Genomic DNA, 15024 nt, shown 5'->3' with positions numbered 1-15024 from the left:
GATTGTTAACCCGGCGGATGCACAGTACGGGGTCCCGGCAGGATAGGAATGAGGCCGCGAACCACAACGAATCTTCGGTTGATCTTGCTGACCGGGAGGGCGTTGCCGGTGCCGTACCGGTCGGGTGAGATCCGTATTTCGAGGTTTGTGGGGGAGGGCGACACGTGGCGGGGATCGACACCCCGGCCGGCTACACCCGTCTGGAGCGGACGGGCACCGGGGCGGATGCCGGTGTCTACCGAGCCTGGGATGAGCGGGCCGGGCGGTGGGTGGTGCTCAGGCTCTTCCACCGTTTTGTCGGCGACCGCTCGGAGGAGTCCGCTTTCGCCGCATACGTTGCCACCTCTCTCGGTCTCGGCCGCAACACGACGATCGTGCCGGTGCGCGCCGGTGGGGTGACCGCGACCGGCCGCCCGTGGCTGGCCCTGGACCCGGTGGACGCCCGCCCGTTCAGTGACGTGTTGCGTGACGACCCACCGTCGCCGGCCGTGGCCCTGGAGCTGACGATCGCCCTGGCCGACGCGCTGGCCTGGGCCCAGCCGATGACCCACGGCCGGGTGCGGGCCGAGTCGGTGCTGATCGGCGTGGACGGCGTCCCGATGATCACCGACTTCGCGGCGCCCCGCCCGCCGGGGACACCGCCGCCGACCCAGCGCGACGACGTCACCGATCTGGCGGCGCTGATGTTCCGCGCGGTGACCGGCGGCCCGTGGCCGGGTCGTGGCCTGGAGGATGTGCAGATCATCGGGGCCTGGCCGGGGCTGACCGGGCTGTTCGACGAGGTTCTGACGCCGGTCCCGGCGGTGGAGACGATGGCCGAGTTCGCGGCCCGGCTGCGGCAGGTGCGGCTGCGGGCCGGTGCGCGGCTGGCGCGGAGTTCGGCCGCCGACATCGTGGGCTTGACCAGCGTGGTCCCGGCGAGTGTGGTCGCCGAGCCGATGATCCCCGAGCCGCCCGATCCGACCGATGCAACCGATCCGCCCGATCCGCCCGGCTCGGCTGATCCGACCGGGCCGGCCGGCCCGGTCCCGTCGGCACCCGCGCTCGGCCCGGCGGTGCCGGCCGTCGTCCGGGCCTTGCCGATGGACGGCGCGCCCTCCGCCCGGCCCCGCCGTCTGCCCGCGCTGGCCGCCGCCCTGGTGCTGCTGCCGATCGGCTTCGGGGTGGTGCAGTTGTTCCCGGGCCGGGCCGGTGACGCCGCCGAGCCGCCGATCTCCGCGGTGGAGTCCTCGGCCCCGCCGGACTGTGCCCCGGCCAGTGCCGGCCCGTCCGGCGCTCCGGCCCTCTGGTGGCCGGCCGACGAGGGTTCCGGGCAGACCCTCTGCGACCGGTCCGGAAGTGGGAACGAGGCGGCGCTGAGCCCAGACGTGGGCTGGTCGGCATCGGGTGCCGCGATGCGGTTCGACCCGGGGACCGACGCGTTCGTGAGCGGGTCCGGCCCGGCGGTCCGCACCGACCAGAGCTTCACGGTGATGGCCTGGGTGAACCTCGCCGACACCGACGGCCCGCACGGCGTGCTCTCCCAGCCGGGCGCCTCGGCCAGCGGTTTCACCCTCAAGTACGAGAAGTCGAACGACTCCTGGCGGCTGACCATGCCACGGGCCGACCGGAACGCCCCGGAGCTGGACGGCACGTCCGCGTCGTCGCGGCCCCGGGTCGGCACCTGGACGCATCTGGCGGCCACCTTCGACGCCGAGCACGGTGAGATCACCATCTTCGTGGACGGGGTGGCCGAGGGCACCGCCGAGCACACCGCGACCTGGGACGCGCCGGGCCCGGTGCAGGTGGCCCGGTCCTGGTCCGACGGCGTCTGGACGGACCGTTTCCACGGCCTGATCGACGACGTCCGGGCATATCGGACGGAGCTGTCCGCGGACGGCATCACCGAGATCGTGGAGACCAGCCGCCCCACCCACCAGGACGGCCGCTAGGTTCGGTGGGTGGATCACGCCATGCCTCGCTCCCGCGCGATCCGCCACACCGAACCTGCCCGGCCGCCGGAGCCGAACGGTTCCGCCGCGCCGCCGGGCAGGGTCACGGTGACGAGGACATGGCCGCGTCCTACTTCGCGAGTTTCTGAGCGCGTAACTCCACCAGCAGGCCGTCCCGATCGGTGAGGACGGCTCCGAGGATGCGCCGGCCGGCGGCGAGCAGGTCGGCGACATCCGGGGTGCTGAGGCTGTACATCACCAGGGCGCCGTCCCGGAACGAGGTGACGATGCCGGCCCGGCGCAGGACGGCGAGCTGCTGGGACAGGTTGGACGCCTCGACGTCGATCTCGGCGAGCAGGTCGCGCACCGGCAGCGGCCCGGTCTGCAACAGTTCCAGCACCCGGATCCGAACCGGGTGACCGAGGGTTCGGAACATCTCCGCTTTCGCCTGGTACAGCGGCACTGACACGTCCCGTCCCCTCTGCCCAGACTCCCGGCTCCAACACTCCTCACAACTGTGCGACACGGGCGTGGTTACGGCGTACCCAAGTTGTTGCTCTTCGCAAGCGTGCCCACGACGCACCGCGACGTGAAGCAATCAGAAGTTTCGGAGTTGCAGAAATCTTCAAGTCCCTCGTTACACGCTCCATAAACCCATGGTTCGAGGGTGTCGAGGCGGACATCGTGTGCGACCTGTTCCGGCCGGTGTCGTACACGCTCTGCCACAGACCCGGACCGATGTGGAGGATCAGATGCCGGACATGGATGTAGCTCTCAAGGACGCGATGCAGATCGATGGCGCGATCGGCGCCGCGCTGGTCGACCGCTCCAGTGGCATGGCGCTGGGGGTGGCCGGCGGGAGCCGGGATTTCGACCTGCAGGTCGCGGCGGCGGCCAACACCGAGGTGGTACGGGCGAAGCTGCGCACGATGGAGATGCTGAGCCTGCACGAGAAGATCGAGGACATCCTGATCACCCTCGACTCGCAGTATCACCTGATCCGCCCGCTGACCGGCCGGTCCGGGCAGGGCCTGTTCCTGTACATCGCCCTGAACAAGGACCGCGCCAACCTGGCCCTGGCCCGCCACCAGCTGAAGCGGATCGAGGGCGGCCTGGACCTCTAGCCGGGGCTGACCGGATTCGCACATCTGTTCGAGTTATCCACAGGCTGTGCACACAGCCTGTGGGTATCGCGGGTCAGTGCCGGCCGGCTCCGGCCCGGCGGCCGACCAGCATCCACGCTCCGAGCAGCAGCGCGGCTGCGAGCAGCGTCTTCACCACGTCACCGATCAGGTACGGGGTCAGCCCGGCCCCGATCGCGGTGGTCAGATCGGTGCCGGTGACCAGGGCCAGCCGGGACGGCGATCTGCGCGGCGAGGCCGACGGCGCCGGCTGCTCGGACGGTCAGGAGCACGTCCCGGACGGCGGATCGCCCCCACACGTCGGCGAGACACCTGTGCCGGACCGGACCGTGATCTTCAGCCGCCGATCTCGCTGACTTCGACGAGCGGGGCATCGTTGAACCACTGTGCGTGAACGATGAAGCTGTGGTTCGGCGCGTTGAAGTAGACCGCCAGGTTCACGTCGGAGCCCTGTTTCACCACCTGGAAACCGTCCGCCGGAGTGGCGGTGACCAGCGCGACGGTGCCCTTGCTGGTCATCCGGATCACGGCCGTGCCGCCACCGGTCACGAACGACTTCAGATACGTCTTGACACCATCACTGGTGGTGACGGTCCATCCGTCTTCTGTGGTCGTCGCCGGTTTGGTGGTGGGCGTCACCCGGGGCGGTTCGGACGACCTCGCCGGGCGATCCGGCTCGGGCGACGCGGACGACGACGCCGGTGCCGGGCGGGTCCGCGACGGCGCCGGCCGGGTCGTCGACTTCGCGGGCGGGGTGACACTCGTGCCGGTCACCGCCGCCGGTGTCGGCGCCGGGAGCTGGCTGATGTCGGGCAGCTCACCGGACTCGGCGCGGGCGGCGCTCAGCACCGGTGTCAGGGCCACCGAGGAGAGCACGATGCTGGTCGCGGTGGCCAGACACCACCCCGCGACCGGCACCCACCGGGAAGATCGCACGAGGCCATCCTCTCACCTGCCCCTATGGTTAGCGCCATGGCGATGATCCTGTTGGTCGAGGACGACCGCATCATCACGGCCGCGCTGACCCGTGCGCTCACCGACGCCGGGCATGTGGTGCGCCCGGTCGGTCAGGCTGCCCTGGCGTTGAAGATCGTCACGCAGGAGCGGCCCGACCTGGTCATCCTCGACCTCGGGCTGCCCGACATCGACGGCACCGACGCGCTGCGGATGATGCGTACCGTCTCGGACGTACCGGTCATCGTGGCCACTGCCCGGCGCTCCGAGGCGGACATCATCGCCCTGCTCTCGGCCGGCGCCGACGACTACGTGACCAAGCCGTTCTCCGGCGGCCACATCCTGGCCCGCATCTCGGCCGTGCTGAGGCGGGCCCGGGCCACCGTCGAGCAGCAGCCCAACGCCATCACGGTGGGCGAACTGGTGATCCGGCCCCGGCAGCGCCGGGTGGAGTTGCGGGGCGAGCCGCTGCAGCTGACCCGGCGCGAGTTCGACGTGCTCGCCTATCTCGCCGAGCGGGTCGGCCAGGTGATCAGCCGCCGCGAGCTGATGAACCAGGTGTGGCAGCAGGCCCGGATCGGTGAGGAACAGACCATCGACGTGCACATCTCCTGGCTGCGCCGCAAACTCGGCGAGACCGCCGCGAAACCGCGCTACCTGCACACCGTCCGCGGGGTGGGCGTGATGATGGTCGATCCGCAGTGAGGTGGGCGCTCAACCGGCTGGCCCTGGCGATCACCTCGATGGTGGCGTTGGCCTTCCTGGTGCCGCTCGCCGTCGCCACCCGGCAGATCGCCTACGACCGGGCCATCTCGGACGCCCGGCAGCAGGCCACCTCGATGGTCACCGTGCTCGGCGTCAACAGTGACCCGGTCACCCTGATCAACGCGGTGGCCAGCACCCCGGCCGGCAGCTCCGGGCGGCTGGCCGTGCACCTGCCCGGGGAGGAGCCGATCGGCGTCTCCCACCTGACCGGCGGCGTGGTGGAGCGGGCCGCGCAGGACCGGCGGGCGGCCACCGCGCACACCACCGAGGGGGTCGCGTATCTGCAGCCCACGGTGCTCACCGACGGCCGTACCGTAGTGGTGGAGGTCTTCGTCCTGGACGAGGAGACCCGGCGCGGCGTGGTCGCCGCCTGGCTCGCCCTCGGTGGCCTGGCCGTCGTCCTGGTCGGTGGTTCGACCCTGTTCGCCGACCGGCTCGGCGGCCAGCTGGTGCGCGCCACCCGGCAGCTCGCGGCGGCCAGCCGGCGGCTCGGCGGCGGCGAGCTGAACGAGCGGATCACCCCGGTCGGCCCGCGCGAACTGCGCGACGCGGCGAGCGCCTTCAACGGCATGGCCGACGATCTGCGACGGTTGCTGGACCGCGAGCGGGAACTGGCCGCCGATCTCTCCCACCGATTGCGTACGCCGTTGACCGGCCTCCGTCTCGACGTGGAGGCGATGCCGCCCGGTCCGATCGCCGAGCGGATGCGCCAGGCGTGCGATCTGCTCGACGAGGAACTCGAAGCGATCATCACCGGGGCCCGTCTGGGCAGCATCGAGAAGCGCGGCTCCCAGCAGTGTGACCTGGTCGACGTGCTGGCCGACCGGCTGGCCTTCTGGTCGGTGCTGGCCGAGGACCAGGAGCGGCCGTGGGAGGTGGTCGGCGGCAACGAGCCGGTGCTGCTCCCGATGCCGGCCGGCGAGGTGATCCTGGTGGTGGACGCCCTGCTCGGCAACGTCTTCTCGCACACCCCGGACGGCACCGCGTTCCGGGTTCTGGTGTCGTCGACCGGCCTGCTCGTCGACGACGCCGGACCGGGCATCCCGGATCCGGCGGCCGCGGTGCGGCGGGGTTTCAGCGGCGCCGGTTCGACCGGGCTGGGGCTGGACATCGTGCGCCGGGCCGCGGAGACCGTGCACGGCCAGATGATCATCGAGCGGAGCCCGCTCGGCGGCGCCCGGATCGGATTCCTGCTGCACCCCGGTTTATGAGCCATTTCCGGTCGCTTTAAGGCTCTGTTATGGCAACCGCTCCTAACGTTCCGGCAGTACCAGCCAGAACGGAATTGGAGTGCCGACATGCGCAGGATGATCGCCTACCCGCTGGCCACCCTCGGGATGGTCGCATCGAGCCTGGCGGTCGCCGCGTCGCCGGCCATGGCACACGGCTACGTCTCCTCGCCGCCGAGCCGGCAGGCGCTGTGCGCCGCGGGCACCGTCACCGGCTGCGGAGCCATCCAGTTCGAGCCGCAGAGCGTGGAGGCCCCGAAGGGCTCCACGGAGTGCAACGGCGGCGGCGCCGCGTTCACCGAGCTGAACGACGAGTCCCGCAACTGGCCGGCCGCCACGGTCGGCCGGTCGGCCACCTTCAGCTGGGTGCTGACCGCCCGGCACCGCACCGCCACCTGGGAGTACTTCGTGGACGGCGCGTCCGTCGCGAAGTTCGACGACAACAACCAGATCCCGGCGGCCAGCGTCTCGCACACCGTCGACCTCAGCCGGTTCTCCGGCAAGAAGACGGTCCTCGCGGTCTGGAACATCGGCGACACCCCGATGGCCTTCTACAACTGCGTGGACGTCAACATCGGCGGCACCGGCGGCGGAGGGTCCACCCCGACCACCGCGCCGACGACCACCGCGCCGACCGCGGCCCCCACTACGGCCCCCACCAAGGCCCCGACCACTGCCCCCACCACCACCCCGCCGAGCACCGGGGCGCCCACCACGGCTCCCACCTCGGGTGGCGGCGGCCAGGCCTGGGCGCCGGGCGTCTCCTACCAGGCCGGCGACAAGGTGACCTACGAGGGCGTCACCTACGAGTGCCGCCAGGGCCACAACTCGATCCGCAGCTGGGAGCCCGGCATCTGGACGCTCGCCCTCTGGCTGCCGCTGTGAAGCGCCGCCTGATCGCCGTCGCCGCGGCCCTGCCGTTCCTGCTCGGGGCCTGCGGCACCGACAAGGCCCCGGTGTCGTCGCCTCCGCCCAGCGTCACCAACGTCTCGCAGATCGACGCGGCGGGCGCCACGTTCAACGACACCGACGTGATGTTCCTGCAGATGCTGATCGACAACCAGGAGCAGGGCCAGGAGATGGCCAGGATCGCGGCGAAGCGGGCCGGCCGGGCGGATGTCGTCCAACTGGCCGAGGCCGTGCAGGTCACCCAGGCTGACGAGATCAAGCTGATGAAGGGCTGGCTCACCGAGTGGGGCAAGCCCACCACCCTGGACGAGCGGGTCAGCCTGCACGCCGACCACGGTGGCATGCCCAGCACCGGCGAGGAGGAGATCGCCTCGCTGAAGACGGTCAAGAAGGCCCAGTTCGAGACCGCCTTCCTCAACCTCTTCCTGGCACACCAGCACAACGCGGTCGAGTTCGCCCAGCTGGAACTGGACAAGGGCGGCAACGAGCTGACCAAGTCGTTCGCCGAACGGGTCAAGCAGTCCCGCACCGACCAGGTCCAGCAGATGCTCAAACTGCTCGCCGGCTGATCGGTTCGCCGTTTCATCCGATACCTGATGGTTGGCCCGCATAACTTCGGACCATGCCTTTTGTGCGCCGTACCACCGCAATCGTGTTGTCCCTCGCGCTCGCCGGCACCGCGCCGGCGAGCGCGACCACCGCAGCCCTCTGGGACCATCCCGGCTATGACGCCGAGGACAGCCACTTCAATCCGCTGGAGACCGGGATCACCGGCCTGACCATCGGACGGATCACCCAGAAATGGCACGTCCCGTTACGGACCAGCACCCGAAGCTGCTCCACCTTCGGCGGCCCGGTACTCGCCGCCGGCCGGGTCCACGTCAGCGACCAACTCGGCGTCTCCGCCTACGACGCGGCCACCGGAAAAACCCTCTGGCGGTACGACTGGGACGACCCCGCCGACAACGAGACCCCCACCCTGGCCCTCAGCGACGGCCTGCTGATCGTGGCCGGCGGCGACTGCAACTCGCAGAGCGATCCGGACGGCCGGCTGCTGGCCCTGGACGCCCGCACCGGCCTGCCCCGTTGGAAACTCCGCCTGGACAACCCGGTCCATTCGATCGTCGTCGACAAACACGTGATCGTGGTCTCCGGCGGCTCCCCGTCCGACGAGGACCTGGTAGCCGCCTTCGCGGTCACCGACGGCCGGGCGCTGTGGACCCGGAAGAACGCGCTGACCTCGGAAGTCGCTGCCAACGGCACGATTGTGGTACGTCTACCCGACGGCACCGTGGCCCTCTCCGTCACCGACGGCACGGAGTTGTGGAAACGGTCCGGTTCGTGGACCGCCCAGGCCGCATCGCCGCGTAGTGAGTACTTTTATGCCACGGACAAATCGGGCAAATTGAGTGCGATCCGCGTTGTCGACGGCCACTCCGTGTGGACCGCAGCCGCCCCGTCCGCCTCCTCGCCCACCTTTTCGTCCGCCTCTTTGTCCGCCTCTTTGTCCGCTGGCAGCCGGATCGCCGCCGACTGGCAGCGGATCTACCGGGTCGACGGCAAGACCGTCGAAGCCCTGAACACCGGCGACGGCCGGCGAGCCTGGTCGATCACCCAGACCGAACCCGGAACCCAGCCGGTCCGGGCCGGCGGCCTGCTCTACGCCGGCGGCCCGGTGCTGAGCCCCGACGACGGCACCCCACTCGGCCAGTCCTGGCCCGGCACCGTCACCGTGGCCGGCGGCCGGATCCACCAGGTGGACGACGGCGTACTGCGCACCTGGGCACCCTAGGGTCGCCCCGGTTGCGGTCAGGTTGTACCTGACACCATCGGCGAAGCGCGGCCCACACCCCGGCCGACGAGGATGGTGGCGCCGACGGACGGCGCCACTTTCCTTGTGGGGGTGCCGCCACTTTGGCTCCGATGTTCGCGCCGCTCCGAGAGCGCAACTACCGTCTGTGGGCGGCCGCCGACCTGGTCTCGGTCAGCGGCACGTGGATGCAGGTGCTGGCGTTGAACTGGCTGATCCTCACCACCACCGGATCGGCCACCGCCATGGGCGCGGTCATCATGCTGCAGTCCCTGCCGGTGCTGCTGCTCGGCAGCTGGGGCGGGGTCATCGCCGACCGGCTCCCGGCCCGTCCCCTCCTGATCGCCTTCCAGGTGCTGCGCGCCCTCCTGGCCCTGGCCCTGCTGCTCCCCGGCGGCAACTGGACGATCTACGCGATCGCCCTGTTCTCCGGCGTGATCAGCTCCTTCGAAGGCCCGGTACTCGGCCGCTTCGGCTCGGCGCTGGTCCCCACCTCCGCCCTGGGCTCGGCCCTGGCCCTGGGCTCGGTGCTCAACTCGGCCGGCCGGATCGGCGGCATGGCCCTCGGCGGCGTCCTGATCGGCGTCACCGGCCCATCCGCCCTGTTCCTGATCAACGCGGCGTCCTACGTGGCGGTGATCGCGTCCCTGATGGCGATGCGCCTCGGCGAGATGCGCACCCTGGCCGCCCCCTCAGCCTCTGAGGGTGGTGTGGTGGCCGGTTTCCGCTACCTCCTCGGCCAGCCGGTGATCCTGGTGGTGCTGGCCCTGTCGTTCGTGCTGGGCTCGCTCGGCCGCAACTACCAGGTGTCGATGGCCGCGATGGTGGCCGGCCCACTGGCCGGCACCTCCGGCGCCTACGGCCTGCTGTCCACGGTCTTCGCGGTCGGCGCGGTAGCCGGCGGCCTGCTGCTGGCCTCCACCGGCCGCTCCACGCTGCGGGTCCTGGTGGGCACCGGCGTGGTGATCAGCGCCTTGCAGCTGGCGTCATCTTTCGCCCCGAACGTCCTGAGCTTCGCCGCCCTGATCCTCCCGATCGCGGCCGGCGCGGTCATCGTCGACACCGTAGTCTCCACCCGAATCCTGCTGGACACGCGCGAGGAGATGCGAGGCCGAGTCCTGGCCACGGTCGGAATCGTCTCCTCCCTGGCCGCGATAGTCGGCGCCCCCGCAACGGGATGGCTCTGCGACACCCTCGGCGCCCGAGGAGCCCTACTGACCGCCGGCACGATCACCACCCTGACAGCCCTGATCGGCGGAGCAGCCCTGATCCGCCTCAAGGGCCACTCCCTGAACCGGTCGTTGCTGCTCGGCCGTTCCACACCCCAACCCGCCTGACACACGACGAGGATGCCGGTCAGCCTCAAGGCTGACCGGCATCCTCGTCGTGGCTCAGAGTAGTGGCAAGCTGATCGGATGCCTGCGCCGTTCATGCCCCTGCTCTGCGGCTACCGTTCCGGTGGAAATCCGAACACCTCCGACAACAACGACGGCCTCTCCAAGGAACTGGGCCAGGAGTTGTTTCGGATCGTCGGTGTCCCTGACGGGCAAAGGGGGCCGGACGATCCCGGTGCTGCACTCGAGCAGCAGGTGCGGGCTCATCTGGCTGAACTGCGCCCCGACCTTCGGACGGCCATAAGCGCTTCGGCGGCGTCGTTCGAGCAGTACGAACACTTAGCGGTCTTCCCTCGGTACCGGCGAGGCCACCAAGGGGCGGTGCTGACGCTGGCTCCGCTGATCGCCGCCAGCCGAGATCTGAGCTCTTCGATCGAGAGGGAGAAGTTCTTGCGACTTCTCGATGCGGCCTCAGAAGCTTTTCAGAGGCAGGACGATCTTGCTTTCGAGCTCATGGAACACATGCCTCAGGAGGCGTTGCTGAAGATCGACGTGACGATCGCCGAGCCTCAGCGCGATACCCTCGCCCGACTGCAGATCGCTCTTTCGTCCAAGTGGTCCTTACGCACGGACCGCGCTCAGGACTGCGTATCGCAGGGTGCGAAACTGGTGGCGCAGCGAAGAGGGCGGATGCCTCACTTCGGAGTTGTCACCATGGAGCCGAGACCCTCGATGTTGAAGATCCTCGGGGACGGTTCTGGGGCTGTGGATTGCGTCTACCATCTCAACCTCCCAGCGCTCGAGCATGCGATGTCGGCTCTCGCAGTGCGGGGCAGACGGCATCCGGAGACTTGGTCGCCTATGCAGACGTTCCGGCGGTTGGTGCAGCAGCGACGTCTACGGGACTACGATGCTCTGGTCAGCGAGGTCGAACGGCTACCGGTGCCCTCCCCGTGAGGCCGGCTCCTTCCGATCGATGATCCATCCGTCGGAGCGCCGACACCGTCTCTGCGATCTTGTCAGCGGCTTCATCGATGGGTTCGTGCTCCCATACGCGCAATACGGTCCACCCGGCGCCGGCGAGGTGGTCATTGGTGTTGATGTCGCGGCGACGATTCGTGGCGACCTTCTCCGCCCAGAATGCCGCGTTCGTCTTCGCAATGGTGTGATGCTCGGGACAGCCGTGCCAGAAGCAGCCATCGAGGAAGACCGCCAGCCTGATGCGGGGAAACAACAGATCCGCCGTACGGCGAACCGCCTTGATCGGGCGCCGATTCACGAAGTATCGCAGGCCTCGTGCATGGACGGCCCGACGTAGGGCGAGCTCGGGTTTGGTGTCACGTCCGGTGTTGGCCTGCATCGACCTCCGGACCCCTGCGGACGACGCCCAAGATTTGTCGGACATGTGCTTCATCTCACCCGCTGGGTGGGATTGCTTCGCGACCAGGGGAGCGCGTGCGGATCACCCGTCATCGTCTGCATGGGCGGCTGGTGGAGGGTTGCGCCTCACATACCGTTCCAGGCCCTGGCGGATCACCTCCGACAGATTGTCACCCCGTCGTTCCGCAGTGGCCTTCGCCGCATCCCAGATGCTGTCGGGAATGCGAACGGTACGCCGGGGGGTTCTTGGCGCATTCGGCACGAAGTCAGTATGACAGGTGTCATGACACGCCGACACTCGTGCGCAGGTGCACGCCGATCCATTCGGTATATGCGGGCGGAATGGCCTCGGTCAGTTCCTCGCGCTCCGAGGTCCAGTCGATGCCGAGCGCATGCTGCATCTCGGTGATGCTGGCCTTGCCGCCGCCGTTGCCGTACGCGGCCACGTATGGGCCGTCGCGGTAGACGCCATGCCGCATTCCACGTACATAGCCGCGGTGTTTCGAGTGCCTCGGCTGATCGACAGCGAAGCCGTGGATCTCGAAGTCGCGGTGACGCTGGACCCAGGGCGGTTCCTCGATGGGGAACATGTCCATGCACAGCCGCAGATCGGTTCGGATCAGGCCCCCGTGCCCCGTGGGTTGCTCGATGACATAGGGGAGCCCGGTGGCGTCCAGCAGTTCGCGGGTGGCGGGGACCAACTGCTCGTGTCGGCGGCCCCAGCCCTTCGCCTTGTTCGTGCCGTTGGTGATGGTGCAGCCCGCCTGGCAGGGAGGCGAGGCGTGGACCAAGTCGAACCGACCGTAATGAGCAAGTTCGCCGTCGTTCTTTACCAGTTCCTCCAGTACGGCCAGGGCGTCCCGCCGTGCGAACTCGTCACCGCAGTAGTTCGGCCGGTCCTCGATGTCGACTCCGACCACCTCGAAACCGGCTCTCTGGTAACCACGCGCTGCCCCGCCAGCGCAGCAGTACAAGTCAAGAACTTTGGGCATCATCGCACCTCAAAGTGGCTTTGTGTCATGACATGAAGGTCGGCTTACGTCATGACACGATAGAACATCTGTCCAGTGATCTAAACCCCTGGATCACGTTCGCGGGGAGGGTTTCCTCGGGCGGTACGGCGACTATGAGATCTCCGTGACGAACTTGTTGCGCAGACCCTCTGGTGGGGTTGAGGTGCAGATCTCGCTCTCGATCTGCTGAGGAGCGCTCGGCGTCACGCCTCTCGCGAAGATCTGCGGCTAATATTTCGCGGGTGAGTGACCGCCTGAGCATGATCGACTTGTTCGCGGGATGCGGCGGCATGACCGTCGGATTCAAGCGTGAGGGCTTCGATCCCGTCATGTCCGTTGAATGGGATCTTGCGGCGGCTGCTACCTACGCTGCGAACTTCGGTGAGTCGCACACCCGGTGGGGTGACATCGAGAAGGTACCCGACAGCGAGATCCCCGGGGCTCAGGTGATCATCGGGGGGCCGCCCTGCCAGGGTTTCTCCAACCTCGGAAGCAAGGACGTCGACGACCCGCGGAACACGCTGTGGAAGCAGTACCTGCGTTTCGTCGTCAAGGCACGCCCAGAGGTCTTCGTCATCGAGAACGTGGAGCGCTTTTCCCGCGCCAGCGAGTTCGAACTCCTCCTGGCAGAGGCCGACCACGGCATGATCAAGGATTACGAGCTCTCGCATGGGGTGCTCCTGGCGGCGGACTACGGAGTGGCGCAGCGCCGGCCACGAACGATCGTGATCGGATCGCGCATCGGCAAGATCCCACTGCCGGATCCGACCCATGCGAAGGTGCCGAGCGGCGACCTGCTGCCGTGGGAGACAGTTCGTAGCCGGATCGAGAGGCTCGACCCCCGACCGACGACGACTGAATTGCCCGAGTCGATGACCGAATACTTCGGCCAGCGGATTCGCGGAGAGTTCAAGGGAACCGACATTCACTTCGGTCGCCAGCCGACGGCTATGTCTCTCGAACGCTATGACCACATCCCGCCAGGCGGCGGACGTTTCAATCTTCCGGACCACCTGCTGTCGCGGTGCTGGCGGGAGAAGAAGACCGGTACTACCGACGTCATGGGCCGGATGCGCTGGGACGCTCCATCTCTGACGATCCGTACGGAGTTCTTCAAGCCGGAGAAGGGCCAATACCTGCACCCACAGTGGGAGGAGGGCCGCCCGGATCATCGAGTAAACCGGGTCATCACCCACTATGAAGCCTCGCTGCTGCAGGACTTCCCGAAGGACTACCTGTGGTGCGGCTCCAAGACGGAAATCGCCAAGCAGATCGGCAACGCCGTCCCCTCGGGTCTTGCCGCCGCCATCGCCAAGCACCTCAAGGGCTACTTGAACTGAATACCGGCCACACCGGGGGCTACGTACAACGGGACAGACGAAGCGATAACGGCTTCCGTGGCAACCTTCAGCTCGTGGGATGAACCGGATCCAATACTCCGGGGTGGATCGAGGCCCATCGAGCCAGGATGTTGGCGGAGTATGAAGCAAACCCGGCGCTCGTGCGTGAACATGCCGCGCAGGAGGACAGCTTCCTAACCGGCGGGTACTCGCAGAGGTAGGTACTCGAACTCGTCCAGAACACGGCCGACGCCCTACGACGCTCAGGTCGACAAGGCCGCGTGAAGGCGGCGGTCGTCGGCGACACGCTGTACTGCGCGAACGATGGGGCTCCGTTCGCGCAGGAAGGGCTGGAGGCGGTCACACACGCCTACCTCAGCGATAAACGCGGTGATGACATCGGTAGGTTCGGGCTCGGGGTCAAATCGATTCGGGGAGTCCCCGACGCGCCCCTGGTGCTGAGCCGCACGGTGTCCTTCTCATTCATTGACGTGATTTCAGCAAGATTCGCCGAGGTAGCGGTATCCGAAGTAGGTGAGGTGTAGGGCTGCCGCGATTACGTCACCGATCTTTCGGAGCCGATCGTGCTGTGGTGCAGGCTTTCCAGCGGCCGGTCAGTAAGGCGAAGCCGCGTTTCTCCTTGCCGACGAAGGTCGCGGAGCAGCCGGTTCCTGCTGCGGTTGGCGTTGGCGAGAGGTCTGCCGTCGGCTGGTTGACTGGCCGGGGTCTTGATGCCGTGACCGGCGCCTTCGTAGCCGGAGTCGGCCGGGGTGGGACGGTGACGGTTGAGTTCGGCGCGGCCCAGTTCAGGGCAGCAGCGATGTCGAGTTTCTTGGCACAGGTCAGGTCATGCAGAAGGCCAGGCATCGCGTCGGCGGTCCATATCGGAAGGCCGCTCGGGAGCATGATTGCTTGAATTTTCGCGCCGAACTCATGGTGCTATCCCGAATATCGGGCATCGACGCTGTCGCCCTTGATGTTCAGGGCTGCTTAGCTGACCTTCATGGATGGACCGAAATTTTCTTCTTCAATTTGTCCCGGCCTGAGCATCTACTATTTAGACATCCGAGGGCTGGAATCCTGGAGCCCTATTCAGAACGCGGCGGTCGTTTTTCATGGTCCCGCGTCTGGGTGACGATGCGTAACGGCGGTCGTCCGATGAGGGTTCGCCTGGGTTGTGTGGACTCAGGAGTACCTCGGTGGACGACCGCCGCGTA

Annotated in this window: 15 protein-coding genes and 1 pseudogene; 12 read left to right on the top strand and 4 right to left on the bottom strand. The window is 68.1% G+C overall.

From position 1 onward, the window contains the following. Nucleotides 1-164: 164 nt before the first annotated feature. On the top strand, nucleotides 165-1931 hold the full coding sequence (locus ACQ0O7_RS44025; protein WP_430791894.1) for a LamG-like jellyroll fold domain-containing protein: 1767 nt from the start codon (nucleotides 165-167) through the stop codon (nucleotides 1929-1931). 130 nt (nucleotides 1932-2061) lie between these two features. Here the strand turns inward: ACQ0O7_RS44025 and ACQ0O7_RS44020 are convergent, their stop codons facing one another. Then, nucleotides 2062-2400 (bottom strand): ArsR/SmtB family transcription factor, encoded by a 339-nt coding sequence (locus ACQ0O7_RS44020; protein ID WP_430791893.1) that lies wholly within the window; start codon nucleotides 2398-2400, stop codon nucleotides 2062-2064. 283 nt (nucleotides 2401-2683) lie between these two features. On the opposite strand from ACQ0O7_RS44020, the gene ACQ0O7_RS44015 reads away from it, so the two are divergent. Together ACQ0O7_RS44015 and ACQ0O7_RS44010 are read left to right on the top strand one after the other, a co-directional pair. Then, entirely contained in the window at nucleotides 2684-3055 is a 372-nt protein-coding gene (locus ACQ0O7_RS44015; RefSeq protein WP_203801975.1) for a hypothetical protein, read from the top strand. Between the two features lie 59 nt (nucleotides 3056-3114). Then, the gene (locus tag ACQ0O7_RS44010) at nucleotides 3115-3429 is read left to right on the top strand and encodes a hypothetical protein (RefSeq protein WP_430791892.1); all 315 of its coding nucleotides are present in this window, start codon (nucleotides 3115-3117) and stop codon (nucleotides 3427-3429) included. On the opposite strand, the gene ACQ0O7_RS44005 is transcribed toward ACQ0O7_RS44010, so the two are convergent. Beyond that, nucleotides 3410-4009 (bottom strand): DNA mismatch repair protein MutL, encoded by a 600-nt coding sequence (locus tag ACQ0O7_RS44005; protein WP_430791891.1) that lies wholly within the window; start codon nucleotides 4007-4009, stop codon nucleotides 3410-3412. The genes ACQ0O7_RS44010 and ACQ0O7_RS44005 overlap by 20 nt on opposite strands. Before the next feature lie 36 nt (nucleotides 4010-4045). Here ACQ0O7_RS44005 and ACQ0O7_RS44000 point away from each other — a divergent pair, with 36 nt between their 5' ends. The 7 genes from ACQ0O7_RS44000 (at nucleotide 4046) to ACQ0O7_RS43970 (ending at nucleotide 11031) form a co-directional block, all read left to right on the top strand. Further along, nucleotides 4046-4732, top strand: a complete 687-nt coding sequence (locus ACQ0O7_RS44000; RefSeq protein WP_430791890.1) for a response regulator transcription factor — start codon at nucleotides 4046-4048, stop codon at nucleotides 4730-4732. After that, entirely contained in the window at nucleotides 4729-6003 is a 1275-nt protein-coding gene (locus tag ACQ0O7_RS43995; RefSeq protein ID WP_430791889.1) for a HAMP domain-containing protein, read from the top strand. The genes ACQ0O7_RS44000 and ACQ0O7_RS43995 overlap by 4 nt, the downstream gene beginning before the upstream one ends. A gap of 87 nt (nucleotides 6004-6090) precedes the next feature. After that, the gene (locus ACQ0O7_RS43990; protein WP_430791888.1) at nucleotides 6091-6906 is read left to right on the top strand and encodes a lytic polysaccharide monooxygenase; all 816 of its coding nucleotides are present in this window, start codon (nucleotides 6091-6093) and stop codon (nucleotides 6904-6906) included. Then, on the top strand, nucleotides 6903-7499 hold the full coding sequence (locus ACQ0O7_RS43985; protein ID WP_430791887.1) for a DUF305 domain-containing protein: 597 nt from the start codon (nucleotides 6903-6905) through the stop codon (nucleotides 7497-7499). Before ACQ0O7_RS43990 ends, ACQ0O7_RS43985 begins: the two co-directional genes overlap by 4 nt. A 53-nt stretch (nucleotides 7500-7552) precedes the next feature. Continuing rightward, nucleotides 7553-8722 carry a PQQ-binding-like beta-propeller repeat protein gene (locus ACQ0O7_RS43980; protein WP_430791886.1) on the top strand — a complete coding sequence of 390 codons (1170 nt, stop codon included), beginning with the start codon at nucleotides 7553-7555 and terminating at the stop codon, nucleotides 8720-8722. Between the two features lie 131 nt (nucleotides 8723-8853). Further along, the gene (locus tag ACQ0O7_RS43975; protein ID WP_430791885.1) at nucleotides 8854-10077 is read left to right on the top strand and encodes an MFS transporter; all 1224 of its coding nucleotides are present in this window, start codon (nucleotides 8854-8856) and stop codon (nucleotides 10075-10077) included. 78 nt (nucleotides 10078-10155) lie between these two features. Further along, on the top strand, nucleotides 10156-11031 hold the full coding sequence (locus tag ACQ0O7_RS43970) for an NgoMIV family type II restriction endonuclease (protein WP_430791884.1): 876 nt from the start codon (nucleotides 10156-10158) through the stop codon (nucleotides 11029-11031). Here the strand turns inward: ACQ0O7_RS43970 and ACQ0O7_RS43965 are convergent. Continuing rightward, on the bottom strand, nucleotides 10994-11479 hold the full coding sequence (locus ACQ0O7_RS43965) for a very short patch repair endonuclease (protein WP_430791883.1): 486 nt from the start codon (nucleotides 11477-11479) through the stop codon (nucleotides 10994-10996). The genes ACQ0O7_RS43970 and ACQ0O7_RS43965 overlap by 38 nt on opposite strands. Before the next feature lie 256 nt (nucleotides 11480-11735). Continuing rightward, entirely contained in the window at nucleotides 11736-12446 is a 711-nt protein-coding gene (locus ACQ0O7_RS43960) for a DNA methylase (protein ID WP_430791882.1), read from the bottom strand. 263 nt (nucleotides 12447-12709) lie between these two features. On the opposite strand from ACQ0O7_RS43960, the gene ACQ0O7_RS43955 reads away from it, so the two are divergent. Both ACQ0O7_RS43955 and ACQ0O7_RS43950 read left to right on the top strand, forming a co-directional pair. Continuing rightward, complete coding sequence (locus tag ACQ0O7_RS43955; RefSeq protein WP_430791881.1) at nucleotides 12710-13807, top strand: DNA cytosine methyltransferase; 1098 nt, start codon at nucleotides 12710-12712, stop codon at nucleotides 13805-13807. 233 nt (nucleotides 13808-14040) lie between these two features. Beyond that, nucleotides 14041-14352 (top strand): annotated as a pseudogene (locus tag ACQ0O7_RS43950) (sacsin N-terminal ATP-binding-like domain-containing protein); the annotation flags it as partial. Nucleotides 14353-15024: the final 672 nt, after the last annotated feature.

Origin of the sequence: Actinoplanes sp. G11-F43, assembly GCF_050589265.1 — a bacterium.
Classification (GTDB): Bacteria; Actinomycetota; Actinomycetes; order Mycobacteriales; family Micromonosporaceae; genus Actinoplanes.
Note: the sequence above shows the minus strand (reverse complement) of the source record. Positions and strands in the feature narration are given on the sequence as shown.

Coding starts and splice junctions, on each gene's coding strand:
- ACQ0O7_RS43965 (WP_430791883.1), bottom strand. CDS start 11,479: ATGTCCGACAAATCTTGGGCGTCGTCCGCAGGGGTCCGGAGGTCGATG.
- ACQ0O7_RS44000 (WP_430791890.1), top strand. CDS start 4,046: ATGGCGATGATCCTGTTGGTCGAGGACGACCGCATCATCACGGCCGCG.
- ACQ0O7_RS44015 (WP_203801975.1), top strand. CDS start 2,684: ATGCCGGACATGGATGTAGCTCTCAAGGACGCGATGCAGATCGATGGC.
- ACQ0O7_RS43970 (WP_430791884.1), top strand. CDS start 10,156: ATGCCTGCGCCGTTCATGCCCCTGCTCTGCGGCTACCGTTCCGGTGGA.
- ACQ0O7_RS43960 (WP_430791882.1), bottom strand. CDS start 12,446: ATGCCCAAAGTTCTTGACTTGTACTGCTGCGCTGGCGGGGCAGCGCGT.
- ACQ0O7_RS43980 (WP_430791886.1), top strand. CDS start 7,553: ATGCCTTTTGTGCGCCGTACCACCGCAATCGTGTTGTCCCTCGCGCTC.
- ACQ0O7_RS43990 (WP_430791888.1), top strand. CDS start 6,091: ATGCGCAGGATGATCGCCTACCCGCTGGCCACCCTCGGGATGGTCGCA.
- ACQ0O7_RS43975 (WP_430791885.1), top strand. CDS start 8,854: ATGTTCGCGCCGCTCCGAGAGCGCAACTACCGTCTGTGGGCGGCCGCC.